The 24,901-nt window shown below is 67.1% G+C and carries 20 protein-coding genes; 8 read left to right on the top strand and 12 right to left on the bottom strand.

The window, feature by feature from the left end; translation table 11 throughout:
- Positions 1 to 303 precede the first annotated feature (303 nt).
- Positions 304 to 465 (top strand): hypothetical protein, encoded by a 162-nt coding sequence (locus ABY42_RS19545; RefSeq protein ID WP_156224453.1) that lies wholly within the window; start codon positions 304 to 306, stop codon positions 463 to 465.
- A 125-nt stretch (positions 466 to 590) separates the two neighbouring features.
- Here ABY42_RS19545 and ABY42_RS20010 read toward each other — a convergent pair whose 3' ends face one another.
- The 5 genes from ABY42_RS20010 to ABY42_RS18360 all read right to left on the bottom strand — a co-directional run bounded on the left by ABY42_RS20010 (position 591) and on the right by ABY42_RS18360 (position 6,408).
- Positions 591 to 1,070: a helix-turn-helix transcriptional regulator gene (locus ABY42_RS20010; RefSeq protein WP_231608393.1), complete on the bottom strand. Its 480-nt coding sequence runs from the start codon at positions 1,068 to 1,070 to the stop codon at positions 591 to 593.
- A gap of 378 nt (positions 1,071 to 1,448) precedes the next feature.
- Complete coding sequence (locus ABY42_RS18375) at positions 1,449 to 2,018, bottom strand: helix-turn-helix domain-containing protein (protein WP_082220731.1); 570 nt, start codon at positions 2,016 to 2,018, stop codon at positions 1,449 to 1,451.
- Between the two features lie 146 nt (positions 2,019 to 2,164).
- A complete protein-coding gene (locus tag ABY42_RS18370) occupies positions 2,165 to 2,998 on the bottom strand; it encodes a phosphatase PAP2 family protein (RefSeq protein ID WP_004977931.1) in 834 nt (277 codons plus the stop codon).
- Complete coding sequence (locus tag ABY42_RS18365; RefSeq protein WP_231608391.1) at positions 2,995 to 4,875, bottom strand: ABC transporter substrate-binding protein; 1,881 nt, start codon at positions 4,873 to 4,875, stop codon at positions 2,995 to 2,997. Before ABY42_RS18365 ends, ABY42_RS18370 begins: the two co-directional genes overlap by 4 nt.
- 63 nt (positions 4,876 to 4,938) lie before the next feature.
- Complete coding sequence (locus ABY42_RS18360; RefSeq protein WP_050460400.1) at positions 4,939 to 6,408, bottom strand: hypothetical protein; 1,470 nt, start codon at positions 6,406 to 6,408, stop codon at positions 4,939 to 4,941.
- Between the two features lie 139 nt (positions 6,409 to 6,547).
- On the opposite strand from ABY42_RS18360, the gene ABY42_RS18355 reads away from it, so the two are divergent.
- From ABY42_RS18355 to ABY42_RS18340, 4 genes are all read left to right on the top strand, one after another.
- On the top strand, positions 6,548 to 7,900 hold the full coding sequence (locus ABY42_RS18355) for an aryl-sulfate sulfotransferase (protein WP_050460399.1): 1,353 nt from the start codon (positions 6,548 to 6,550) through the stop codon (positions 7,898 to 7,900).
- A 10-nt stretch (positions 7,901 to 7,910) separates the two neighbouring features.
- Positions 7,911 to 9,614: an ArnT family glycosyltransferase gene (locus ABY42_RS18350; RefSeq protein WP_050460398.1), complete on the top strand. Its 1,704-nt coding sequence runs from the start codon at positions 7,911 to 7,913 to the stop codon at positions 9,612 to 9,614.
- 28 nt (positions 9,615 to 9,642) lie between these two features.
- Positions 9,643 to 10,977 carry a phosphohexomutase domain-containing protein gene (locus ABY42_RS18345; protein ID WP_082220727.1) on the top strand — a complete coding sequence of 445 codons (1,335 nt, stop codon included), beginning with the start codon at positions 9,643 to 9,645 and terminating at the stop codon, positions 10,975 to 10,977.
- Between the two features lie 139 nt (positions 10,978 to 11,116).
- Positions 11,117 to 11,713, top strand: coding sequence for a SprT-like domain-containing protein (locus ABY42_RS18340; protein WP_004977941.1), 597 nt, complete (start codon positions 11,117 to 11,119; stop codon positions 11,711 to 11,713).
- A gap of 32 nt (positions 11,714 to 11,745) precedes the next feature.
- Here ABY42_RS18340 and ABY42_RS18335 read toward each other — a convergent pair whose 3' ends face one another.
- A complete protein-coding gene (locus ABY42_RS18335) occupies positions 11,746 to 11,940 on the bottom strand; it encodes a hypothetical protein (protein ID WP_049905292.1) in 195 nt (64 codons plus the stop codon).
- A 403-nt stretch (positions 11,941 to 12,343) separates the two neighbouring features.
- Between ABY42_RS18335 and ABY42_RS18330 the strand changes: the two genes are divergently transcribed.
- Entirely contained in the window at positions 12,344 to 13,033 is a 690-nt protein-coding gene (locus ABY42_RS18330) for a DUF1028 domain-containing protein (RefSeq protein WP_050460425.1), read from the top strand.
- Positions 13,034 to 13,078: 45 nt separating this feature from the next.
- Here the strand turns inward: ABY42_RS18330 and ABY42_RS18325 are convergent, their stop codons facing one another.
- From ABY42_RS18325 to ABY42_RS18310, 4 genes are read right to left on the bottom strand one after another with little or no spacing between them, the layout of a single operon-like run.
- Positions 13,079 to 15,232: a dipeptide ABC transporter ATP-binding protein gene (locus ABY42_RS18325; RefSeq protein WP_004977944.1), complete on the bottom strand. Its 2,154-nt coding sequence runs from the start codon at positions 15,230 to 15,232 to the stop codon at positions 13,079 to 13,081.
- On the bottom strand, positions 15,229 to 16,128 hold the full coding sequence (locus tag ABY42_RS18320) for an ABC transporter permease (protein WP_004977945.1): 900 nt from the start codon (positions 16,126 to 16,128) through the stop codon (positions 15,229 to 15,231). Before ABY42_RS18320 ends, ABY42_RS18325 begins: the two co-directional genes overlap by 4 nt.
- Complete coding sequence (locus ABY42_RS18315; protein WP_004977946.1) at positions 16,128 to 17,087, bottom strand: ABC transporter permease; 960 nt, start codon at positions 17,085 to 17,087, stop codon at positions 16,128 to 16,130. Before ABY42_RS18315 ends, ABY42_RS18320 begins: the two co-directional genes overlap by 1 nt.
- 15 nt (positions 17,088 to 17,102) lie before the next feature.
- Positions 17,103 to 18,776 carry an ABC transporter substrate-binding protein gene (locus tag ABY42_RS18310; protein ID WP_004977948.1) on the bottom strand — a complete coding sequence of 558 codons (1,674 nt, stop codon included), beginning with the start codon at positions 18,774 to 18,776 and terminating at the stop codon, positions 17,103 to 17,105.
- Between the two features lie 422 nt (positions 18,777 to 19,198).
- Here ABY42_RS18310 and ABY42_RS18305 point away from each other — a divergent pair, with 422 nt between their 5' ends.
- Together ABY42_RS18305 and ABY42_RS18300 are read left to right on the top strand one after the other, a co-directional pair.
- Positions 19,199 to 20,446 (top strand): Zn-dependent hydrolase, encoded by a 1,248-nt coding sequence (locus tag ABY42_RS18305; protein ID WP_050460397.1) that lies wholly within the window; start codon positions 19,199 to 19,201, stop codon positions 20,444 to 20,446.
- 401 nt (positions 20,447 to 20,847) lie between these two features.
- Complete coding sequence (locus ABY42_RS18300) at positions 20,848 to 21,663, top strand: IclR family transcriptional regulator (RefSeq protein WP_004977952.1); 816 nt, start codon at positions 20,848 to 20,850, stop codon at positions 21,661 to 21,663.
- A gap of 914 nt (positions 21,664 to 22,577) precedes the next feature.
- On the opposite strand, the gene ABY42_RS18290 is transcribed toward ABY42_RS18300, so the two are convergent.
- Positions 22,578 to 23,339 (bottom strand): universal stress protein, encoded by a 762-nt coding sequence (locus tag ABY42_RS18290; RefSeq protein ID WP_004977954.1) that lies wholly within the window; start codon positions 23,337 to 23,339, stop codon positions 22,578 to 22,580.
- The gene (locus ABY42_RS18285; RefSeq protein ID WP_004977956.1) at positions 23,332 to 24,801 is read right to left on the bottom strand and encodes an APC family permease; all 1,470 of its coding nucleotides are present in this window, start codon (positions 24,799 to 24,801) and stop codon (positions 23,332 to 23,334) included. Before ABY42_RS18285 ends, ABY42_RS18290 begins: the two co-directional genes overlap by 8 nt.
- Positions 24,802 to 24,901: the final 100 nt, after the last annotated feature.

Raw genomic sequence — 24,901 nt, 5'->3', positions numbered from 1 at the left:
GCCAGCGAATCCCTGAGCAGTCGAACGGTTCGTCTCGCGGCACTATTTCGCTCGGCTTACCGAGGCTGTAACGCCGGCCGACGCCGAGCCGACCGCAGAGAGCTCGGTGAAGTGACAACAGGATATTATGAATGCGCCGTCTGTTCCGTTTCAGTTACAGCCTGAATAAGGATATGCCGATGCGCACAATCCACGACCATGCCTCGTGGACACGTAACAAGCGGGACAGAGACGCCGAGCGGGACAGAGACGCCGAGCGGGACAGAGACGCCAATCGCTGCCCCTGAGGAGGTTCGGTAGGCGATGCTCACGGGAGAATTCGCCGCGGTGAGCGCACTGTTCGTCGGCCTCGCGGTCGTCACGTCGGGGTTGGGGCACGTGAACCGCGTCGGACCGTCGTACGTCCGAGCGCGCCAGCTCGTGTTCCTGTTCATGCTGTTCGGGACGGTCACGCTCGCGCTGTGAATCGCGACAGTGGGACTTCGCCCGGTCCGCAATCGAGTCTCACGTCGGCGTCCTCGTCGCGTCTGTGCGCGGGGACGCGCCCTCACGGCACGCTCCACGGCGAGTCGACCGAGCGGTCGAATCGGCTACTCGTCGTCCTGCGGGAGGACGACGCACTTCCCCGACCCGAGTTGGAAGCGCTCGATTCGCCCCTGCGTCTCCATCCGACACAGCGTTCGGCTGATCGTGGAGTCGGACCACCGCGTCCGCTCGACCAACTGCGACTGCGGCAGTCGGCCGCCCTCGACGATGAGCAGTTGAAGGATTCGGCGCTCGGAGTTGAGCAGTTCGGGGTCGACGCCGAGAAGCCCGTGGTTCGCGTCGGGGGCGGACGACACGTATCTCTCTGAATACGGGGACGCGTCCACCGAATCAGTGGTCGGTTGCCCACCGTTTCTGCGGCCGGAGCGGTTCGAGAGGGACACGACGAGGCGGATGAACGCGTGCCAGTAGGCCGCGAAACGCGAGGCGATGGCTCGTCGATACCCGAGCGCACCACCTCCCGCTCCGGTGGTGCCCGCCGCGGTCCCGGCCAAGTGGGTGTCGTCGTTACTGCGGTCCGCCATAGCTCACTATCTGTTCCTCATCTTTTTGTACGTGTTACCAACGTGGTTAGGGATGCGTTCTGTGTCATAGATTGCGGTAACGGTACTCGGCTGGTTCGGTCGCCGGATAGCCGGCGGCTCGTCGATGTCGATATCGAGGGCGGGAACGAGTGCCCGTCGTGCCGAGCGTTCGACGGCGGTGGAAGCGCCGGGACGTGGGACGCAACCGATGGGACGCGCAGGTCCCGGAGCCGACAGAACAGAGCGCGCAGTCGGTCGTGGGACCGACTGCTCGGCGAGGGGTCACAGCGTACGACTCTGTCGTTCACACCGAGTACTCATTCCAACAGTTGTTACCTCGACTAGACCCCTCGTCTTATCGGTTGCAAGTGCAAGCAACTAATAGGGGAGACTCGGAGGTGGCCGCTCGACGAGCGCCCTCCGAATCAGCCGCTCGTGACCGCGTCGGAGTCGCTGCGAGGTCGCCTGGTGGGTGACACCGAACGCGTTCGAGAGCTCCCTTATACCCGAATCGCGGGGGACGCTGTAGTACCCCTGTCGGAACGCGGTGACGAGGGTGCGGTACTGCCGGTCGGTCAGCCCGAACCGCGTCGGGTCCTCTAGTTTCTCGGGCGACCGAAGCCGTTCGACGTCGAACTCCGTTCCGGTGCGTCGCCATCCGTCGCCGAGCGACCCGATCGAGTCGCGGTCGTGGGCGAAGACGCGGACCACCCACTCACCGTCTCGGCCGTGGGCGTCGAGAACGCTGAGGCCGCCGTCGACGAACAGTTGCATGAACTCGTCGGCGAGCGGTCTGAGGCTCAGGCGGTAGACGCCGCCGTGGGACGACGGGGCGAACGGTGCGACCGACCCGACGCTCGGGTCGTCACGAAGCGACGACGCAATCTGCGCTGGGTCGTCACTCCGGACCCACAGCAGCGGCGAGAGCGTGGGCCCATCGAGTTGCACGGAGCGAACCAGACGCGCCTCGGTGATGGAACTGCGTGAGAGGACATCATCGAGAACGAACGCGGACGCCGGAATTCGAAGTGTAATGATGGCGCTCACGACCGACCACAGGAACCGGCCGGACCTTATTATCCGGGCGGTAAGGGTTACGCGTCGGCGGACCGGCGGCCGACGAGCCAATCGCCGAACGCGACGCTGCCGACTCCGAGGACGACGCCGGCGACGACGTCGGTCCCCCAGTGAATCCCGAGGTACATCGTCGAGAAGGCGACCGCGGCGGCGAGCACCGACGCGACGACGGCCCACGCGGGGTACGTCTCCCGCGTCCGAATCGCAATCGCCGCCGCCGAGACCGAAAGCGACGTGTGAAGCGACGGGAACACGTTCGTGTTCACGTTCACCTCGCCGGTGAGTATCTGCGTCTGCGGGTAGGTGCTGTACAGAAGCGACTCGACCTGTCCCGGCAGGAGGTTACGGGGACCGTAGGAGATAAACAGGACGTAACAGGTCAGGCCGATGGCGTAGTTCGCCGCGTACGTGACCGCGGTGAGTTTCAGCGGTCGCTCGTCGGCCGCCGCGAAGTACGCGACGAACGGGAACGTGAGCAGGAAGACGTACCCCGAGAGGTACACGGTCGAGAGGACGGCGGTGAGCGCCGGCGTCGCGAGCGACTGAACGTGCTGGACGAAGTTCCCCTCGATAGCGTAGATGACGCCGGTGGCGTTCCAGCCCAGCGCCCACGACACTTCCGGGCCGACGCCGCGGGCGACCTTGTTCACGAGGAGAACGACCGCCAGCAGACCGAGGTACGGCGCGGCCTCGCGCAAGCGGTCGCTCCCCGACCCGCACGCCGCCGCGAGACGCGACGGGCCGACGATAGCGAGCGTTGCGAGCGCCAACGCGACAGCCGCGCCGCCGAGCACGCGGGCGAGAACCGCGACGAGCGGTGAGAAGCCTATCGAGGACTGAGCGGAAATCATTCTTGAATGAGGAGGTCGCCGTCGCCCGAGTAGGCGTATCCCGCGTCTTCGAACACCGACCGCGCTCGCTCCGCGTCGAGCGTGCCGGTCCCCGAGTCGCCGACGAACTCGAGGTCGGACACGGCCTCGTCCCACGCATCACCCGCTGGGACGTACGTCGTCGCGACCAGCGGTGACGACGCCGGTTCGGTCTCGCCGTCGAACACCGAATCCACGAGGAACTCGCGGTCGACGAGCCGGGCGACCGCCCGTCGGAACCGGGGGTTCATGAACGGCGGCCGTCGGTGGTTGTAGCCGACGTGATAGCACCACTCGGGCCGGCTGGTGCGAACGGAGATTCCGGGTTCGTCCGCCGCGGTCGCCCTCGAATCGGCCGACAGCGAGTTCGCCGTCGCGTCGACGGCGTCGGTCGCGAGCAGTTCGACGGCGGCGCCGTCGGAGGGAACGACGTCGAACCGCAGCGAGTCGAACGAGAAGCCGCCGTCGAACCGGGACAGTCGGCCGTCGAGCGCGTCGTCGGCGAGGAAGTGGTCCTCGAACGGTTCCATCGAAACCGACTCTCTGGCCGTCGTTCCCGTCACGCGGAGCGGTCCGCTTCCGACCGGGTCGAGGTTGTTCCGGACGAGCGCCTCAGTGACGTGGCCGCCGTCGAGCCACGAGGCGCTCGTCGGGCGGGCGAACGGCTCCCAGACGTGTTCGGGGAGCACCGGAATCGTCAGCGCGCGCGCCGCGACCGGTTCGCTCACGTCGCCGAACCGAATCGTCACCTCGCGGTCGGACGCGGCGTCGACCGACTCGACGAGCGAGGCGCGGCCGCGGTATCGCGGCGACGGGACCGGCTGGTCGAGCGAGCCGAGCGCCGTGTCGGAGATGAACCGGAAGGTGAACGCCACGTCCGCCGCCGTTATCGGCTCGCCGTCGTGCCACGCGAGGTCGTCGCGGAGCCGGACCGAAAGCGTCGTCTCGTCCCCGTCGGCCCACTCCCACGACGTGGCCATCCACGGCCGCATCCGGTCGTAGACCGGACGACCCAACGAGTCGTAGACGAGGTCGAGGAGCGTCCCGTCCGACCGGAACGGCGTCGAAAGCGGGTTGAGATTCTCCGTCGGACGCGAGTCGCCTATCGTCATTCGGAGTTCGTTTTCGGGGGTCGGTTCGTCGGTCGTCGTCGCAGGCGTCGAGGTCGGGGCGGGCGTCGACTGCTCGGTCGGGGCGGGCGTCGCCGACGGCGTGACCGTCGACTCGGTCCGCGAGGCGGTCGCCGTGGTGGTGACAGCCCTCGCACCGAGGTATCCCGTGAGGCTGTGGATTCCAACGCCGTCGGGCCAGTCGACCCGCACCGGCCGCGTCGCCTGAGCCGGGGCGGGGGCCGCGACGGGCGTGAACGGTTGGGCCTCCACGACGCGCCGTTGAATCTCCGCGAGCGTCGCGGCGCGGACGGAACCGGTCTCGGTCCGCTGTCGCTCCAGAAGCGAGTCCAACGACAGGTCGCCGTATCCGAACGGGTTTTGCCAGCCGCGGCCCGGACCGTAGCGAGAGTGGAGCAGGGGACGGAGGAAGTCCGGGTCGCGCCGGAGCAGCAGCCGGGAGACGTAGATATCGAAGTCGTGGTTCGAGAGCACGTCGCGGAGGAGTTCCTCCCGGCTCATCGGGACCACGGTCGCCGCGACGCCGACCGTCTGGAGGCGGGTGGCGAGGTAGCGGGCGAGCCTCGTCGCCGTCGCGTCGGTGTCCGCGGGAACGGTCTTGATAGAGAGCGAAAGCGGCGTCCGCTCGTCGCGCGAGACCGTCGATTCGAGCTGCCGGACGCACCCGCTGGTCAGGCCCGCGCCTGCGAGCGCCAAAACCGACCGTCTAGAGAGCCGTGTTGATGACATGTACGGGAGGGCAGGTAACTGTCTTCGAGCGCGGTGTCGTTATTATCCGGGGGCTAAGAGCGCCTAGATACCCAAGAAAAGCGGCCACGCGAACAGGAGCAGCCACAGGCAGACGGCCGCCGAAAGCGCCGCTCGGCGGGGTTCCGACGACTCGAAGTGACGGCGGCCGGCGACGGCGAGACAGCCGAGCGCGGCGAGCACGGCGAACCGGTGGAGGACGACTTCGACCGGGACGACGGCGACTCCTATCATCGCGAAGTCGGCGACGAGACCCGTCCCGTAGCCGACGAACGCGGTGCCGAACCACAGTTCCGACGAGTACCCCCGCGGCAGGCGAGCGGCGAGGACGGCCGGCGCGAGCGCGAACACCGGAAAGAGCAGTCCGGCGACGACCTTCGGGTGGTTCGGAACGACGCGTTCGAGCCCGAGTGCGGCCGAGCGGACCAAAACCGGGAGCGCGACGAGTGCGACCGCGAGCGCGACGACGCGCTGGAATCGGTCGTCGGCGAGCCGCGACCAGCGGAGGCGCTCGACGAGCGCGCCGAGTTCGTCTCGGCGAGTGGCGAGCGCGGCGAGTCCACCGACGGCGACGAAGCCGACGGCGAGCATGGACAGGACGGTTCCGACGCCCGCCGGCCCCGTCTGCGGCGTATCGAGTACCGAGGGGGTGTCGTCGCGTTCGGAGCCGGCGCGCTCTGTGGCCTCGTCTCTGCCTGTCGCCGACCCGACGCTCGCGGGGCGACGCGCGTCGTCTCTCGGGAGCGTCGAGAGTTGCGGCGGCCCGAGTTCGACGACCGACACCCAGCCGTCGGCGTCGATGATGCCGCCGTTGGCGAACCGCTCGCGACGAACGTCGACGACGGTCGGGCGGCGCATCAGGTCGCGTTCGACGGCGTGTTGTGGGCCGGCGAGGCTCGTCACCGTGTGGCGAAGCCGGAACCAGTCCCAGTAGTCTCGGTGGGCCTGAATCGCCGTCCACGAGTCGTCCGGCGTCCCGCCGCCGTACAGTCGGAGGTGAGTTCGGCTCCCGAAGTACGTCCCGTCGTGGAGCTGCATCGACTCCGCAATCCACAGCCCGCCCGAGTCCGCGGTGTCGACGAAGGTAAACCGGTCCGCGCCCGTGGCCGACCCCCACGGGGAGGCCGGCTCGTCGGTGGGGGCCTGTTCGGTGGACGCCTGTTGCCACGACTCGTTCGTCTCGTCCCACGTCGCGTCGCGCGAGTACAGGAGCAGCGAGCGGACCCGCGCGGGGTTCCCCTCGACGACGACGTTCACCGGGAGCGTCAGCGCGTCAAACGACCGGCCTCGGCTGGTGAACGGCCAGAGCCGGTCCCCCCGGTCGCCGACCGGGACCAGCCGAACGTCGTCGGCAGATTTCGGACCGTTCGGTGCCGACTCGGCCGTCGCGGTCGTCGAAGCGCCCCCGTTCGGGCCGAAATCGACGACGCTCGCGGTCGGCACCGCTGTCGTCGCCAACAGGAGGACGACACCGAGGACGACGAGGCTCTCGGCCGCCCCGAGACGAGACGCCATTGTGTCGTCTACCCGCCCTCGGGACCCTAATTATTCCGTGCGTAAGGTCCGAGTGGACGGATTCCGCGTCGGTGGCCACGAGCCCACCCGCGGTTTAGCACCCGGATAGTAAGACCGTCAACCCACGGACGACTACGCAATGGTCGAGCGGACGCATCTGCGAGTCGCCGCGGCAGTCACCCTCCTCGTCTGCGCGGGTATCGTCGGGGCCGCGTACCTGAGCCGACCGACCTCGGCGGTGACGGACGCGACCGGCGAGAGCGCACGGGTCGCGCCCGCGAACGGGACGACGGTCATCGCGACCGACTCGAACACGTGGCTCGGACGAGAGAGCGACGGCCCGCGAGCGAACGCCGAACTCGTCGCCTTCGGAGCCGACGGTGAGCGGCGATACTACGACGATACCCACACCCGCTACTGGGACGTCGACCCCGTCGAGGGGACGAACGCGACGGTCGAGTACCTCTACGCGGACCACCTGACACCCGAAGAGTGCGGCGGCGAGAGCGCGTGCACGCGAAACGGCATCGAGCGCGTGAACCTCACCACCGGGAGCGTCGAGGGGATTTACAGTCGCGTGACCGCCGGGAAGCACTCGACGCGGTGGCACGACGGCGACAGACTGAGCGATTCGACGTACGTCGTCGCCGACATCGCCGCTGACCGCGTGTTCGTCGTGAACACGACGACGGGCGTCGTCGAGTGGTCGTGGGACGCGCAGGCGGCGTTCGACCCCGCGACGACCGGCGGGCCGTACCCGTCCGATTGGACCCACCTCAACGACGTGGAGGTGCTCGAAAGCGGGCTCATTCAGGTCAGCCTCCGCAACCACGACAGAGTGGTGTACCTCGACCGCGAGACCGGTCTCGTCGAGAACCGGACGCTCGGAAACGGCTCTCACGACATCCTCTACGAACAGCACAATCCCGATTACATCGAGAATCCGGACGGCGACGACGCCGTCCTCGTCGCCGATTCGGAGAACAACCGCCTCGTCGAATACCGCGACACCGGTGGCGAGTGGGTTCGCTCGTGGGTCTGGCAGGACAAGCGACTCCAGTGGGCGCGCGACGCGGACAGACTCCCGAACGGCCACACGCTCGTGACGGACTCGAACGGCAACCGCGTGTTCGAACTGGACGAGACCGGCGAGGTCGTCTGGAGCGTCCCCGTCGCGTTCCCCTACGAGGCCGAGCGCCTCGGGACCGGCGACGAGAGCGCTGGCGGTCCGCCGGCACACGAACTCGACCTCCAGAACCAGACGGCCGGCGGCTCGACGGTCGGAGACGGCGGCCCGTCTCAGTCGTCGGTACTCCCCGGACCGGTCGTGAACGCCGTCTACTACGTCCTCCCGCGGTGGATGGGCGTCACAGAGCTGCTGGTGTCCTGTCTCGGGCTCGCCGTCGGAGCCCTGTGGGCCATCGCCGAACTGCGGTGGCTCCCGTACCGCGTCTCGCTCACGAACCCCGTCTCGCTTCGAAAGCGGAGGTGAGAGCTACTCCATGAACTCAACGACCGACGACACGGCGAACGGCCTCGACCCCGCGGCACCGGGCCGCGCGAACGCGTTCACCGACGGCGTCCCCGGCCTCGGCCGCGAGAGCCACGCGTGGTTCGCCCTCGCCCTCGTCGCCGGACTCGTCGTCTCGGTGACGTACGTGGCGACCCACGACTACCCGGCCTACGGGTCCGGGCTGTACCTCGAAATCGCCGAGCAGATTCGGACCGGCGGCTACGCGCTCCCGACTTCGATTCCGTACTACGACGGCGGGGTTCCGTTCGCGTACCCGCCCCTTCAGTTCTACGCGGTCGCGCTCCTGACCGACCTCGGCGTCTCGGGAACGACGCTCAGCCTCGTCCTCCCGGCCGTGGTGACGGTACTCTACCTCGTTCCGTACTACGGAATCGCGCTCGAACTCCTCCCCACGCGGCGGCAGGCGGGGGTCGCGACGGCGATTCTCGCGGTCGCTCCACCGGTCCTGCAGTGGCACCTCTCGGCCGGCGGCATCGTCCGCGCGTCCGCGTTCTTCCTGTCCCTCTGCGGGGTTTACGTCGGGGCGAGGCTGTTCCGCCGCGGCACCCGGCGGCCGCTGTGGGTCGGCTCCGGCGTCATCTGCTTCGGACTGACCGTCCTCTCGCACCCGACGTACACCGTGTTTTTCGGAGTCAGTTGGCTCGTCCTCTACGCGATGCTCGACCGAACGCTGCCCGGGGTCCTCAGCGGTGCCGCGGTGGCTCTCGGGGGACTCGTCCTCGCCGCGCCGTGGTGGGCCAACGTCGTCACCACTCACGGCGTCGGGGCCTTCGTGGGTGCGGCGGGCAGTCACAGCGGTATCGCCGGCGGCGTCGGTCGGCTCCTCGACCAGTTCGTCTACCCGCTGGACCCGACCGTCGTCACGGTGTTCTTCCTCGCGAGCTTCGCCGCCGCGGGCGTGCTCGTCTCTCGGAGGACGTTCACGCTGCCGCTTTGGCTCTTCGTCTGCGCGTACGTCATCGGGAAGGAGCGCTTCCAGTTCGTCGCCGGCGCGATGATGATTTCGACGGTGCTTTTCGGCGTCGTCGTGCCGCGGCTGACCGACGGCGTTCGCGGGTCGCTCGACAACCGGCAGTTGATGGCCTCGTCGCTGGTCGTGGTCCTCGTCGTCGGGACGAGCCTCGGCGGGTTCTACGCCGCGAGCGGCCTCGGCGCGGCACACCACGGCAGTCCGAGTCTCCCCTCGTTCATGGACGACGACGACCGAGAGGCCATGGAGTGGGCGAGAAACGACACCGACGCGAACGCGTCGTTCGTCGTGCTCTCGGACGCGGCCGAGTGGTTCCCGCACCACGCGAAGCGGACGATGCTCGTGGGCCCGTGGGGGGTCGAATGGAAGAGCCCCGACAGGTACTACGACCAGATTTCGGCGTTCAAAACGGCGAGCACCTGCGAGAACGCGACCTGCGTGACCGCGTCGATGGAGTCCGTCGACGCCTCGCCCGACTACCTGTACGTCCCCCGCGGGACGTACACCGTCCGGGGGCTCGAAGAAGACGGGACCGAGCGGCTTCGCGCCTCGCTCGCGGACAGTTCCCGGTATCGACGAGTCTACGGAAACGACGGGGTCGTGGTGTACGAGGTCGTGTCGGGCGATACCGACGCCTCGACGACCGAACCCGCCGTTTTGTCGGACGCTAAGCGACGCCGACCGGGATTATCCGGCCGATAGTAAACACCCCTCGGGCGGACAGTGGGGTATGTTCGCACCATCACGAATCCGCGGTTCGTACGGGACGCAGGTGACCGCGAAACTCGCCCTCAAAGCCGGTCGCGCCCTCGCCGGAACGGGCGACGAAATCGTCGTGGGCCACGACCCGAGCGACAGCGCTCGCCTCCTCGCTGACGCGGTCGCGACCGGGGTCTGCGAGTGCGGCGGCACCGTCCACCGACTCGGGCCGGTGGCGAGCCCGACCGTCTCTCACGGGGTGCGGCGACTCGGCGGCGACGCCGGCGTGGCGGTGACGACCGTCAGCGACCCCGCCGAGGACACCGGGCTGAAACTGTTCGACGACGACGGCTCGCGCCTCTCGTGGGAGCGACAGAGCAGGGTCGTCCGCCGGGTCAACGGCTCGTCGGCCGAGGTCGCCCCGTGGGACGAAATCGGCGAGGAACGTCGCTGGGACGACGCCGCGGCACATCACCTCGACCACCTCTGCGAGGGGCGAACTTCGGTTTCCGACACGCGCGTCGTGGTCGACGTCGGCGAGCGGGACGACGACATCATGGCCGACGCGCTCGACCGACTCGGCTGTGACGTCGAGCGCCTCGACGGAACCGCGGACGACTCGTTTCCGCGCCGTCGGGTCGCCGCGGGCGACGACGCGTGCGGGACGCTCCGCCGAGCGGTCGCGGCCTTGGACGCCGATATCGGTCTGGCTCACGACGCCGACGCGGACCGCCTGGTGGCCGTCGACGAGACCGGCGAGGTCGTCGGCGGAGACGCGCTCCTCGCGCTGTTCGCGCGAGAGACGGTCCGCGATGCGGACGGGGACGCCCGCGTCGCCGTGCCGCTGGAGGCGAGCCGTCGCATCGGAGAGGTCGTCTCCGACGCGGGGGGAAGCATCGTCCGGGTCGAGATGGACGGGATTCCGGGGTCCGGACCGGCGGCGGACGCGGACGTCGTCTTCGGCGGCGAGCCGACCGGCGTCTACCAGTGGCCGGCCGAGTCGCCCTGCCCGGACGCGACGCTCTCGGCGATTCGCCTCGCGCGGCTCGTCGACGAGGGGGCGGCGCTCTCCGAACAGGCGGGCGACGTGGCGGCGTACCCGCTGTTTTTCGACTCGTTCGCGGTCGACAACTGCGCCCGCGAGATGACGCGGCTCGCGACGGAGTGTCAGGCGCGCTTCGACGACGTTCGGACCGACGACGGCATCTTCGTCGACCGCGGCGACGCGTGGTTCGTCGTCAGGGCGAGCCGAACCGAGCGCGTCCTTCGCGTGACCGTCGAAGGGACGTCCCGGAACAGCGCGAAGCGGCTGTTCGACGCGGTGCGGGAGCTCGTGTCCGACGAGAAAGCGACGCTCACAGCCTGACCGCACCCGCACCCATACCCGTACCCCACCTGCACCCACACCCGTACCCCACCCGCACCCGAACCAACACCGCTCGTCGGCGACCGCGCGGGTGGGCACAACACACATATCGGCTCGCTCCGAACCACGGCCCGAAACCGTGGGACACGAAGACGGGAGCCTCGGCGGGTACGACGCTATCGAGACCGGCGACGAGCTGGTGAGCTGGTCGCGGACGTACTGCCGCCGCGCGGCGAGCCACTACGACTTCACCGTTGACTTACACCGCGTCCGATGGGAAGTGTCTACCCGCGCGAAGCGGCGGGCGGCGGCCGTGAAGACACCGAGCGTCGACGACGCGAGGGTCGGGGAGCCGAGGCGGTGGACCGGCACGTCGTCGCAATCGGCCGAACTCGACGCCGCGCCCACGTGTACCATGTCGCTGTCGTGGCGGGCGTTCGAGTCGTTCGACCGCGAGGAATGGACGGCGACGCTCCGGCACGAACTCGTCCACGTCGAGCAGTTTCAGGCGTTCGGCGCGACCGACCACGGCCCGGCGTTCAAGCGCCGCGCCGAGGCGGTCGACGCGCCGGTCCGCGTCCGCCGGTTCGCGGAGCCGAAGTACACCCTCACCTGCGAGGCCTGCGGCGCGGACGTCGCCTACCGCTACCGCGAGTGCAAACTGGTCCGCGAGTCGGCCGCCTATCGCTCCGCCTGCTGCGAAGCGCCGCTCGACTGCAGAGAGCGCGAAGAGTAGCGGGCGAAAACCACGTTCCGAGCGGCGAACGACTACCGACTCGGCGGGTGCGCCCGGGCCTCCCGAATCGCCACGAACGCGACGACGAGGACGAACACGAGCGCCAGGAAGAACTCGACGCCGGGAACGGTTCCGGCGACGGCCCAGACGTACACGTCCTCCGCACCGAGGATGACGAACAGTCCGAGGAGAATCACCACGCCGGTTCGACCGATGCCGAGTCTCATACGTTCGTCTTGCCACCGCGACAACATAAGCCTTGGATTCGACTGCCGGCCCGCGAGACGGTCGGTATTGCCCACCAATACAAATACTGCACCGCAGCAGAGCGTCTCCCGAATTAGCTTTTCCGCTCAATCAGAAGCTGGGGTGACAATGCAATCATTCACGACCGATTCAAAAACATCCGAATAGGAAAGTCCGATAAATAAGAAATAGCGTTCAGCAATAATTTATAGTGTTTGCAATACTAGCTCGGCAGTTGCGAACGGGAAGCGCGCCGAATCCGGTGCGAGACTCGACAGAGTCCTAACTGTTACGCCGCACTCGGACACCACCCGCGTCTCCGTTCCGCCCCGCGAGAGGGAGAGTATTTACCGCGCGAGCGTGACCGAAACGCAGTACCGAACCATGCGACACGTCCCAGGAACCTTCTCGATAGCGGCGCGCGACCCGGACGCGAACGTCTTCGGCGCGGCGGTGACGACCGGCACGGTCGCCGTCGGCGCGACCTGTCCCTACGTGAGCGCCGGCGGCGCGGCGGTCACGCAGTCGTACACGAAGACCGAACACGGCCGCGACGCGGTCGCCCGCGCGGAAGCCGGCGAACGCATCGACGACGCCTTCGAATCCCTCCTCGACGCCGACGACCACGCCGCCTATCGGCAGGTCCACGGCGTCGGCGCGGCCGGCGAGTTCGCCTTCACCGGCGGCGAGTGCGTCTCGTGGGCCGGCCACCGCGTCGGCGACGATTACACCGTCGCGGGCAACATGCTCGCCGGCGAGGCGGTCGTCGAGGCGACCGCCGAAGCGTACGAGTCCGCCGACGGCGACATGGCCGACCGACTCGTCTCGGCGCTCGAAGCCGGCGAGGCGGCCGGCGGCGACGACCGCGGCGAGATGAGCGCCGCGGTGCTCGTCCACGCGCCGACGCCGGAGTTCTACCACAACCTCCGGGTCGACCTCTCCGACGAACCGGTGTCCGACCTCCGCGACCTGCTCGCGGAGGCGCGGCGCGCGAAAGGCCAGATTCGCCGCGAGACGGACGCGCAGTTCGGCGACTACCCCGACGAGATTCTCGACTTCGGCGTCAAGTACTGAACCGGCTTCGGCGCTAAATACTGAGAAGAGACCGCGCGGGCGGATTCAGTCCGAGTCGGCCGGACTGGTCTCCGCGCGCTTCGACGGCGTGATGAACGAGTCACGCTGGCTCATCTCCTCCTCCGAGAGGTGACAGGAGATGTAGTGGTCCGCGCCCCCGACCGATTCGAGCTCCGGGAGCTCCTGCTCGCAGACGTCGCCGATTTTCTTCGGACAGCGCGTCTGGAACGGACAGCCCGACGGCGGGTTGATCGGGCTCGGGACGCTCCCCTCCAAGAGGATGCGGTCCGTCTCGCGGTCCGGGTTCGCGTGGGGGACCGCCGACAGGAGGCTCTCCGTGTAGGGGTGGAACGGCGGCGAGAACACCTGCTCGATGCTCCCGAACTCCGCTATCTTCCCGAGGTACATCACGGCCACGCGGTCGCAGATGTGCCGGATGACGCCGATGTTGTGCGAGATGAACAGGAACGAGATGTTCTCGTCTTCCTGAATCTCGTTCAGGAGGTTGAGAATCTGCGCCTGCACGCTCACGTCGAGCGCCGAGACGGGCTCGTCGCAGACGATGAGCTTCGGTTCGACGGCGAGCGCGTGCGCGATGGCGACGCGCTGTTGTTGTCCCCCGGAGAACTCGTGGGGGTACTTGCTCGCGGCGGCCCGCGACAGGCCGACGCGTTCGAGCAGGTCGCCAACTCGCTCGCGCTTTTCCTCGCCGGTGGCGATGCCGTGTTTCTCCATCGCGCGCCCGACGATTTGGCCCACGGTCTTCCGCGGGTTGAGCGAACTCTGAGGGTCCTGGAATATCATCTGCATCTCGCGGCGCAGACTCCGAATCTCCGAGGAGCCGAGCTCGTGGAGCGGCTGTCCCTCGAAGTACACCTCGCCGTCGGTCGGTTCGAGGAGCCGGAGCGCGGTGCGAGCGACCGTGGACTTCCCGCAGCCGGACTCGCCGACGAGCCCGACGGTCTCGCCGGGATAGACGTCGAAGCTCACGTCGTCGACGGCCTTGACGTGCCGCCGTTCGACCGTCGGCAGGCCGCCGCCCTCCCACGAGAGGTGGACGTTGCCGAAGACGCCCTCGCCGGCGTTGAAATACTTCTTCAGGTTCCGCACCTCGAACAGCGGCTCGCCGCTGCGGTCGATGTCGCGGCGGCCGGCCCCGGATTCGGGGACCGTGCTCTCCGAGAGGTCGAGGTCGGCGGCGTGGAGACACGCCGCGCGCGAGGAGTCGTCGCCGACGGAGTCGAGCGACGGGTCGCCGCCGGTCCGGCACGCCTCGGTGGCGTGGGGACACCGCGGCGCGAAGTTACACCCGCTCGGGAGGTTCCCGAGGTCGGGCATCGCGCCGTCGAGCGTCGGCAGTTCGTCGTAGTCGGTGTCGACCTCCGGGATGGAGTCGATGAGCGCGCGGGTGTAGGGGTGTCGCGGGCGGTCGAACAGGTCGCCGAGTTCGGCCGTCTCCACGAGGTTCCCGGCGTACATCACGCCGACGTGGTCGCACGTCTGGGCGACGACGCCGAGGTTGTGGGTGATCATCAGCACGGCCGTCCCCTCGCGCTCCTGCATCTCGTTGAGCAGGTCGAGAATCTTCGCCTGCGTCGTCACGTCGAGCGCGGTGGTCGGCTCGTCGGCGATGATGAGGTCCGGCTCGCAGGAGAAGCCGATGGCGACGAGGACGCGCTGGCGCATCCCCCCGGAGAACTCGTGGGGGTAGTCGTCGATGCGTTCTTCCGCGTCGGGGATGCCGACGTCGTCCATCGATTCGATGGCGAGCTGGCGTGCCTCTGACTTGGAGACGTCCTGATGGCGGCGAATCGTCTCCGTGATTTGCTCGCCGACGGTCATCACCGGGTTGAGCGACGACATCGGGTCCTGCGGAATCATCGCGATGCGGTTGCCGCGGATGTCGCGCATCTCGGCTTCCGTCTTCTGCAGGAGGTCTTCCCCGTTGAAGACGACCTGCCCGCCGGTGATTTCGCCGGGCGAGTCGATGAGGCGCATGAGCGACCGCGCCGTCACGGACTTGCCCGCGCCCGACTCGCCGACGAGACCCATGGTCTCGCCGCGGTCGAGCGAGAACGACACCTCGTTGGAGGCGACGATGGGGCCGGCGTCGGTGCGGAACTCGGTTCTGAGTCCGCGCACGTCGAGCAGCGGGCCGTCGTCGGCCTCGCGGTCGGTCGCGGTGGTTGGTGCGCTCATTCTATCGCCTCCACTTTGGGGTCGAGCACGTCACGCAGTCCGTCGCCGAGCATGTTGAACCCGACGACGGCGATGCCGATAGCCAACGCGGGGAACAGCAACATCCACGGCGCGGTCTCCATGAAGCCGCGACCGGTGTTAATCATCAGCCCCCACGACGGCCGCGGCGGCTGCGCGCCGAGGCCGAGGAACGACAGGCTCGCCTCCGCGAGGATGGCGAACGAGACGTTCAGCGACCCCTGAACCAGCATGGGAGCCATGCAGTTCGGGAACACCTCGCTGAAGACGATGCGCGAGTCGCTCTCGCCGCGGGCGACGGCGGCCTCGACGTACGCCTCGTTGCGCTCGGCTAACGCCGCGCTCCGCGAGACGCGGGCGATGTACGGCGTGTAGACGAACGCCAAGGCGATGACGACGTTACTCAACTCCGGGCCGAGGACGACGAGCAGGGTGAGCGCGAGCAACACCGGTGGGAACGCCATCGCGGCGTCCATGACGCGCATCAGTATCTCGTCGGTCAGGCCGCCGGCGTAACCGGCGACGACGCCGACGACCGCTCCGACCGCGAGCGCGCCGGAGATGGCTCCGAAGCCGACGTACAGCGAGATTCGGCTCCCCATGACGACGCGGCTGAAGATGTCGCGGCCGAGGTCGTCGGTGCCGAACGGGTGTTCGACCGACGGGGCCTGCGAGCGGTCTTCGATGTTCGTCGCGTCGATGGGGTACGGCGCGATAATCGGCGCGAAGATGGCGACGAGCACGAGCAGCACCACGATGGAGAAGCCGAGCATCGCCTTCGTGTTGCTGCGGAACTTCCGGACGAACCGGGCGATGCGGTCGCGCTGTGACTGCGTGATGGTGAAGCGACCGCGGTCGGTCTCCTGTTCGGTCGCCATCAGTCGTCACCTCCGTAGCGGATGCGCGGGTCGAAGTACGCGTACAGCAGGTCTGCGGCGAAGTTCGAGAACATGTAGATGAGTGCGACCACGAGGATGCACCCCTGAATCAGGGGGATATCGCGGCTCTGAATCGCGGTCAGCGTCAGCCGACCGATGCCGGGCCAGAAGAACACCTCTTCGAGCACGACGACCCCGCCGAACGCGTAGCTGAACTGGAACGCGATGACCGTGATGACGGGGATGATTGCGTTCTTGAGCGCGTGTCTGAGGACGATGACCCGTTGGCTCATCCCCTTCGCACGCGCGAGATTGATGTACTCCTCGCTGAGAACCTCCAGCATCGACGACCGGGTCATCCGCATGATGTACGCGGTGAGCGCGAAGCCCATCGCCCCCGCGGGGAGGACGAGTCGCGTGAGCGACCCGACGAGGTCCTCGCTCGGGGAGACGTACCCCCCGGTCGGAAAGAGGTTCAGCCAGACGGCGAACACCAGGATGAACACCAGTCCCCACAGGAATATCGGCATCGAGATGCCGACGAAGGCGAACATCGAGGCGCTCACGTCGGGCGCTTCGTTCTGGTTGACGGCGGCGTAGACGCCGAGCGGGACCGACAGCACGACGGCGACGAGCGTCGCGGCGACGGCGAGCATCATCGACCGGGGCAGGCGCTCGGCGATGAGTTGCGCCACGGGCTCGCCGAATCGGAGCGATTCGCCCATGTTCCCCTGGAGGAGCCCGACGACCCAGTCGATGTACTGCACGTACAGCGGGCGGTTGAGTCCCAGTTGGGTTTGGAGCGCTTCGAGCGATTGTTCGGTCGCGTTGGGGCCCAAGATGAGCAGGGCCACGTCACCGGGCAGGATGTTGGTGACGGCGAAGGCGATGAGCGTGACGAAGAACAGCGTCACCGCCATGAACCCGACGCGCCGAAAGACGTAGTTGTACATCGACATTGTGTGGAATCTCTGTTAGCGGTCGAGCCAGTTGTCGCCGAACTGCAGCGTCGACCCGTCGGGCGCGCCGATGTCGCCTTTGTACTGCGAGGCGGCTCCGTAGAGGCTCGGCTGCCACCACAGGAAGAGGTGGCCGGCGCGGTCCTCGTGGAGAATCTCCGTCGCCTGGTGGTAGAGCTCGGCGCGCTCCTGTTCGTCGTAGATGGTGCGCGCCTCCTCGACGAGCGCGTTGTAGTCCTCGTTCACCCAGTTGGTGAAGAAGAACGCCCCGTTGGGGTGTAGGAACTTGTAGAACGACACGTCGGGGTACCAGAGCGCGAGGTAGGAGCTCGTCGTCGCCTGGAAGTCGCGGTTGGAGTAGACGTCCGAGAGCCACGTGCTCCACGTGATCTGCTGGATTTCGAGGTTGATGCCGACCTCGGCGGCGTCGGCTGCGATGACCTCCGCGGCCTGCACCTGCGTCGGGTAGGACTGCGGAATCTTGAACGTCGCCGTGAAGCCGTCGGACATGCCGGCGGCGTCGAGGTGCTCCTGTGCCTTGTCGAGGTCACGCGGGCGCGGTTCGATGTCCGGGTTGACCCACGGGCTGCCGGGCGTCGCCGGGGACGCCGTGGTCTGACCGGTGCCGTAGAGGGCCGCCTCGGCGACCTTCTCCTTGTCGATGGTGTAGTCGAGCGCGAGGCGGGCGTCCTTGTTGTCGAACGGAGCCACGTCGCAGTTCAGGCCGAGGTAGACGAGCGATTTCGGGAACTGCTTTTCGAACCGAACGTCGGGGGCCTGCTCGACGCGGGAGACGTCCTTCGGCGCGATGCCGTTGATGAAGTCGTACTCGCCGGCGAGGAACGACTGGAGGCGGACGCTCGGGTCCGGCACCTCGCTCTTGACGATGGTGTCGATGAACGGGCCGTCCTCGTCGGACGCGCCCCAGTAGTCCTCGTTGCGCGACATCGTGAACGAGGTCTCGATTTCCCGGCTCTCGAACACGTACGGGCCGGTCCCGATGGGTTCTTCGACCATGTCCTTCTCGGCGTTCTCGGCGGGCATGACCGACAGTTCCGCCGTCGCCATCTTCGCGAGGAACGGCGCGAAGGGTTCGGTGAGTTGGACTTCGAAGGTGTAGTCGTCGGGGGCGCGAAGCTCCTCGACGTAGTCGAAGAAGCCGGTGGCGAGGTAGTCGCCGTTCTGGACGCGCTCGTAGCTCGCCAGCACGTCCTCGGAGGTCATCTCCTTGCCGTTGTGGAAGGTGACGCCCTCCCGGAGGTTGAACGTCAGGACCGTGTTATCGTCGGACTGCTCCATCGACTCCGCGAGGTGCGGCTGGATGGAGTAGTCGTCCTGCAGCGCGACGACTTCCTCGTAGATGTTCTCCAGAACGCGCTTGGAGGCAGCCGAGGTGTCGATGTGCGGGTCGAGCCCCTGCACCGGCACCGCGCCGCCCCACTGGAGCGTGCCGCCCTGCTTCCCGCCGCTCGCGGCGGTCGTGTCGGTGCTCTCCGTGTCGTCGCTTCCGCCCGAGGAACCCGAATCTTCGGTCGTGCTGTCGTCCGAACCGCCGCCCGTACACCCGGCGAGCGCCACCGCGCCGGTCGTCGCCGCCGCCCCGAGGAAGGTACGGCGGTCGAAACGACTGCGACGCGTGCCGTCGCCGGTGCTGTCGGAGGAGTCGCTCCCCTTGCCATTCTCTTGCATACAGTCGCTCAAATCCGTTACTGTGTGATAAAAATTGTGGTTGTGTGAGTACAATCCCCATATCGAGACGGAGAAGATGTAATATCAGAGACTGTTCCGAGCGCCGAGCGCGATGGAACTGTAGAATGACCAATTCTATCCCATCTCTATGCGGGATTACTCCACGTATGTCAACCCCCTCGTCGCAAACGACGGCCCGCATCGGCGTCCCGCAGGTCGCGACGACCGAACCGTCGCCGACGCGCGTCCTCGAACGTCGCCGATGTGCGCCCTCGAACGACACGGGCGGTGGGCAGAGTCCCAGAACCCACATCCAGCGCGCCGTGCCTGCTGATTTCGGGGAGTTCGCGGCCGCTCGGTACTGTCACGCATGTGACCGAATTCCAAACAGTAAAATAGGGTTAGTCACGAATCCGGGAACCATGCGAGTCAATCAGCAGCGACTCCGCAGCGACATCGAGTCGAACGCGGAGTTCGGGGCCGTCCCGACGGACGAGGGTCGGGGGCGGACGGTCCTGAGCGGCAGCGAGGCGGACCGGCGGGCGAGAGAGTTCTTCTGCGAGCGCCTCCGGGACGCCGGTCTCTCCATCACCATCGACGAGGTCGGCAACATCGTCGGTCGGTGGGTTCCCGAGAGCGCGGACCCCGACGCGGCCCCCGTCGCCACGGGAAGTCACCTCGATTCGGTCCCCGAAGGCGGCATCTTCGACGGTCCGCTCGGCGTCTACGCGGGGCTGGAGAGCGTCCGCGCGATGCAGGACGCCGGAATCGAACCCGTCCGACCCGTCGAGGTCGTCAACTTCACCGAGGAGGAGGGCCAGCGGTTCGGCGGCGGCCTCATCGGGTCGGCGGTCGCCGTCGGCGAGTTGAGCGTCGAAGAGGCCCTCGACATCGAGGACGCCGACGGGATTCCGCTCGGCGACGCCCTCGCTGACATCGGCTACCGAGGCGAAGGGCGCGTCGACGCCGCCGACTGGGACGCGTGGATAGAACTTCACATCGAGCAGTCCGAGCGCCTCGAAGACGCGAACGTCCCCGCCGGCGTCGTCACGAGCATCGTCGGTCTCTCCCGGTGTGCCGTCGAAATCACGGGCGAGGCCGACCACGCCGGGTCGACGCTCATGGACGACCGGTCGGACGCGCTCGCCGCCGCCAGCGAGTTCGTCCTCGACGTGGAGCGCGCGACGACCGAGCGCAACGAGGTCTCGGAGACCGCGGTCGGGACCGTCGGCAAACTGGAGGTCTCGCCGAACGCGCCCAACGTCATCGCCGGGAAAGTCGCCCTGACCGTCGACATCCGCGACGTGGCGTACAACTCCATCGAGTACGTCATCGAGGAGGCGGAGGCGAGCCTCGACCGCATCGAGGCCGAGCGCCCGGTCGAGGCCTCGCTCTCGCACCCGTGGGACCGCAAGCCCGTCGAGATGAGCGAGCGCTGCCGCGCCGCGCTCCACGACGCCGGGACCGACGCCGACCTCGAAACCCTCGACCTCCACTCCGGGGCCGGCCACGACACCATGCACGTCGCGGCCGTCACGGACGCCGCGCTGCTCTTTGCCCCCTCCCGCGACGGCATCTCGCACAACCCCCGCGAGTGGACCGACTGGGAGGACTGCGCCGACGCGACTCGCGTGCTCGCCGGCGCGCTCGCCGACCTCGCGACCGAGTGACGGAACCGCCCGACTGACGACTGCTGTTCTCGGTTCCGCTCTCCGCGGACCCGCCCTATCGATGCGTTCGAATCGGCCGCCGCCCGCCGCGCCGCGACGACCGCATCGCCGAAACGTCAGCCACCACGATGCGCTATTCTCCGCCCAGTGTCCCTGAAACCCGTGTTCTCTCGCTGTACGATGAGTCTGGAATCGGTCAGAGCATCGCGGTGTTTGTACAATGAGAACACGGTGTCTAAGTGGTCGAATTCACTCGTTTCGGCCACGTTACAGACGATATTCGAAATAAGAATCGCGCCAATTACGCTACTTTGCGGCAATCGGTGCGATTTACCGGCGATTTCAGAAGTGACCGTTCGTCAAATACAAACACATATGACTTCGCGGCTTCGAACTTGACTATGGCAGACGAACACACGACCGGTTCGCCGCGGACCCTGAAGACGGTGTCTCGTGCGTTCGATGTCGTTCGGGCGCTCGAGGAGCTGGACGGCGCGCGGGTGACGGAGTTGGCAAACCATCTGGACCTCTCGAAGAGCGTCGTCTACAACTACCTGAGCACGCTTCGAGCCGAGAAGTTCGTCGTGAAGGAAGAAGACACCTACCGGCTGTCGCTGCAGTTCCTCCTCGTGGGCGAGTACGTCCGGTACCAGAACATCCTCTACCGCATCGGCAAGCCCGAAATCGAGGAACTCGCGGAGAAGACCGGCGAGTACGCGCACCTGGCGACCGAACAGCACGGGCTGGGCATCAACCTCTACAAGGTGAGCGGCGAGAAGGCCGTCGGGAGCGACTACCAGGTGAACAAGCTCCAGCGCGCCGACTACCTCCACTTCTCGGCGACGGGGAAAGCGATTCTCGCGCACCTCCCGAAAGAGCGCGTCGAGTGGATTATCGACCAGTACGGCCTGCCGGGCAAGACCGAGGCGACCATCACGACCCGCGAGGAGCTCTTCGAGGAGTTGGAGACGATTCGCGACCGGGGCTACTCGCTCAACGACGAGGAGGAAATCAAGGGCCTGCAGGCCATCGGGGCGCCGGTGACGAACCGTCACGGACGCGTCCTCGGCTCCATCAGCGTCTCCGGTCCGGTCCGCCGGATGAAACAGCCCGACTACCACGAGCAACTCATCGAGAGCGTCGTCAACACCGCCAACGTCATCGAAGTCAACGTCAACATGGAGGAGTCCGACGACGATTTCCCGACGTTCAGTTAGCGGTCCGCGTCGTCCTCAACGCTTCTGCGGCGGTATCGCCTTCGCGCCGACCGCGCGTCGATACGGTTCACAAACGGAGAACCGACGGTCTCGGCCGAGTCGCGGGCGAGTCGGAGACCGCTCTCGGTACGATCGACGGGCCGAACGAGTCGCCAGTCCCCGAATCTCGGCGTCATGCTGTCGAAGCCGCGCTCGGCCCCTCGATACGGCTTGCCGGACGAGATTGACGTTTTCGAACGTCGGACGGTCAACGCGCCCCGAAAAGTTTCGAGAACGGAACATCTGAGAGACGACACACGACAACGAGTATCGCGGTGTATTGACCATATATGAACACAGTCAGGACATCAGTTAGAGAAGATACAACGATACACCATATTACAGCTAGTTCCCCGTAGTTCTCGTCACTAGCGATACGCCTCACCGGAGGAACTGGCGGTGACTAACGCCCCGCAAACGACCCACACTACATTACATAATTACTGGTGTAATGGAAGTGCGAACGTCCACAGCAGTCGGATGTCGTTCGCGGACGACCGAGTCGGCCCGAGCGAGTCGCCGATGGGGGGACGCTCCGCGCCGACCGAGTGAGTCGAGGCGGGCGAGACCCGTCGGAGACGGTCGTCTGCCCGAGATAGTAATTCAGTTATTTTGCAATAATAATCGATTCCGAATCGACTGTCGATTGTACTCTGGATTCGCGGGAGAATCACGTTCGACAGTCCCGGACACTGATATCAAATCATCAGCGCCCTACACCCACAAACAATTTGAAATTTGTAAAATTTGTAGAAATTTTTGTTCTACCTGTGTTTTGTGCAGCTCTCAGAACAGTCGGTCCGTGTCGTGACAATTGGAATAATAGTACAATAGTGTCCCGTGTCGGGCCGGAGACGTTCGAGGGCGAACCGCCCTCACTCCGAGTCGTCGGTACCGCCGGCGTCGTCAGGTTCGGGGTCGAGCGGTCGCCGGACCACGAGCACCGGGGCGACGGTCTGCTCGGCGACTCGGTCGGAGGTCTCGCCGAACAGTCGGCCGCGGAGCGTTGGCTTCTCCTCGCCCATCACGACCACGTCGTGGTCGTCCGCGCCCTCGATGAGCGCCTGGAGCGGGTTCTGTGCGACGACGACGACGCGCGAGACGTGCTCGCGGTTGACGCCGAGGACCGCCAGGTCGTTCGCGACCTCGTCGAGGAGGGCTTCGCCGTCCGGGACCGCGCCGTCGTCTTCGACCGCGTGGAACAGCGTGAGTTCGACGTCTCCGCGCTTTCCGACCGCCGCGGCGACCTTGGTAATCGTCTCGAGGTTGATGGCCTCCTTTATCGGAACGATGACGCGGTCGATGGTCGGTGCGGGGTTCGAGAGTAGTACCGCGTCGCACTCCGCCTCCGTGGCGATGCGCTCCGTCGTCTGGTCCATATCGTGAGTGAACACGAGTCGCGTCTCGACGGTCGCACCGGCGGATTCGAACACCGAGACGAGTTCGTCGAGTTCCTCGCGGGCCTTCGGTTCGAACTGCTCTCTGGCCTGTTCGGGGGCCGTCTGCTCGGGTATCTCGTGGTACGCGAGCAGGACGACCGTCGTCTCCGAGAGGAGGTGAATCAGTTGGTCGGGAATCACTTGCCCCTCCAGCACCGCGACGGGGACGAGCACGCGAACGTCGGGAGCGTCACGCATCGGCGCTCACCCCCTTCAGGCGCACGTCTCGGGCGTAGACGAAGTACCACACCAGCGCGGCGAGCGCGACGACGACGCCCACCGCCTGCGAGAGCGGTTGCATGAACGCGACGAGGCTGAAACTCGCGAGCGCCCCGAGGACCGGGACGACGGGGTAGCCGGGGACGCGGAACGACGGGTCGTACCACGCGGGGTTCGAGCGACGGAGCCCGATGAGCGCCACGCAGATGAGCCCGTAGGTGACGAGGTGCAGGAACGACGCGACCTCGGCGAGTACCTCCGTCCGACCGACGGCGACGAGGACGACCGTCGGTCCGCCGACCAGCGCGAGCGCGACGTGGGGCGTCCCGTACCGGAGGTTGATTCGCGCGAGTTGCGGCGGGACCAGCGCGTCGCGGCTGAGCGCGTAGAGGGCGCGCGACGAACTGAGAATCGAGGCGTTCGCGCTCGACACCGTCGCCAAGAGCCCGGCGATGAGGATGGCGACCGCACCGGGGAAGCCGAGGTACGAGCGCGCGACCTCGACGATGGCCGTCTCCCCGAACGTGGCGAGTCGACCGCTCCCGAACGCGCCGGTCGAGACGAGGATGGTCACGACGTACAGCACCCCGACGACGACCACGGACCCGACCATCGCCAGCGGGAGGTTCCGCCCGGGTTTCGTTATCTCGCCGGCGACCGTCGCCACCTGCGCGAACCCGAGGTACGAGGTGAACACGAGCGCCGCCGTGGTGAAGATGCTGAGCGTCCCGTAGGGCATGAACTCCTCGGGGACGGTCTGACGGCCGAACAGCCCGAGCGTGTCGAGCGAGCCGTAGACGAGGAACACGAGGAGGATGCCGAGGAGCAGGCTCACGATGCTGTTCTGGAGCTTCGTCGCGTTCTCGGTCCCGAACATGCTGAGAGCCGTCAAGACGACCCCGAAGCCGACTCCGAGGACCGCCACGAGCGGCAGGTCCGAGACCATCGACGCCGCACCCAACTCCGTCAGCACGGCGATGGCGTACTGCGCGAAGCCGACGAGGTAGAACGCCGAGGCGAAGACGAGCCCCAACCAGAGCCCGATGCCGACGACCGCGCCGAACGCCGAACCCATGCCGCGGGAGATGAAGTAGTACGCGCCGCCGCTTTTCGGCATCGCCGTGGCCAACTCGGAGGTCGGGAGCGCGACCAACAGCGCGATGACCGCCCCGAGCGCGAACGAGAGCGCGGCCGCGGGACCCGCCTGCCCGGCGGCGAGGCCGGGAAAGACGAAGATACCCGCGCCGACCATCGTCCCGATACCAATCGCCAACCCGCCGCGAAGGCCGATCGTCCGCTCCAACTCGGTCCCGCTTTCGAGGACCGTCACCTCGTCGGCCGCGGCACCGACGTCGACCGCCGGGTCCGCGTCGCCGACCCGTCCCCCCTCGCCGGGCGGGTCCGCCTCGAGCACCGAACCGCCGTCGTTTCCATCGGACATTGTGGTTTCCTGTTATCGCGTCTCCCCAATATATCTACTACCCGTCATATTGAGGGTCGACGGGTCGGTCGGCGGGCACAACTCACCGACGCGCCGTCGG

Source organism: Haloferax gibbonsii (assembly GCF_001190965.1).
Taxonomy (GTDB): Archaea; Halobacteriota; Halobacteria; order Halobacteriales; family Haloferacaceae; genus Haloferax; species Haloferax gibbonsii.
This window is presented reverse-complemented; position numbering and strand designations above follow the sequence as displayed.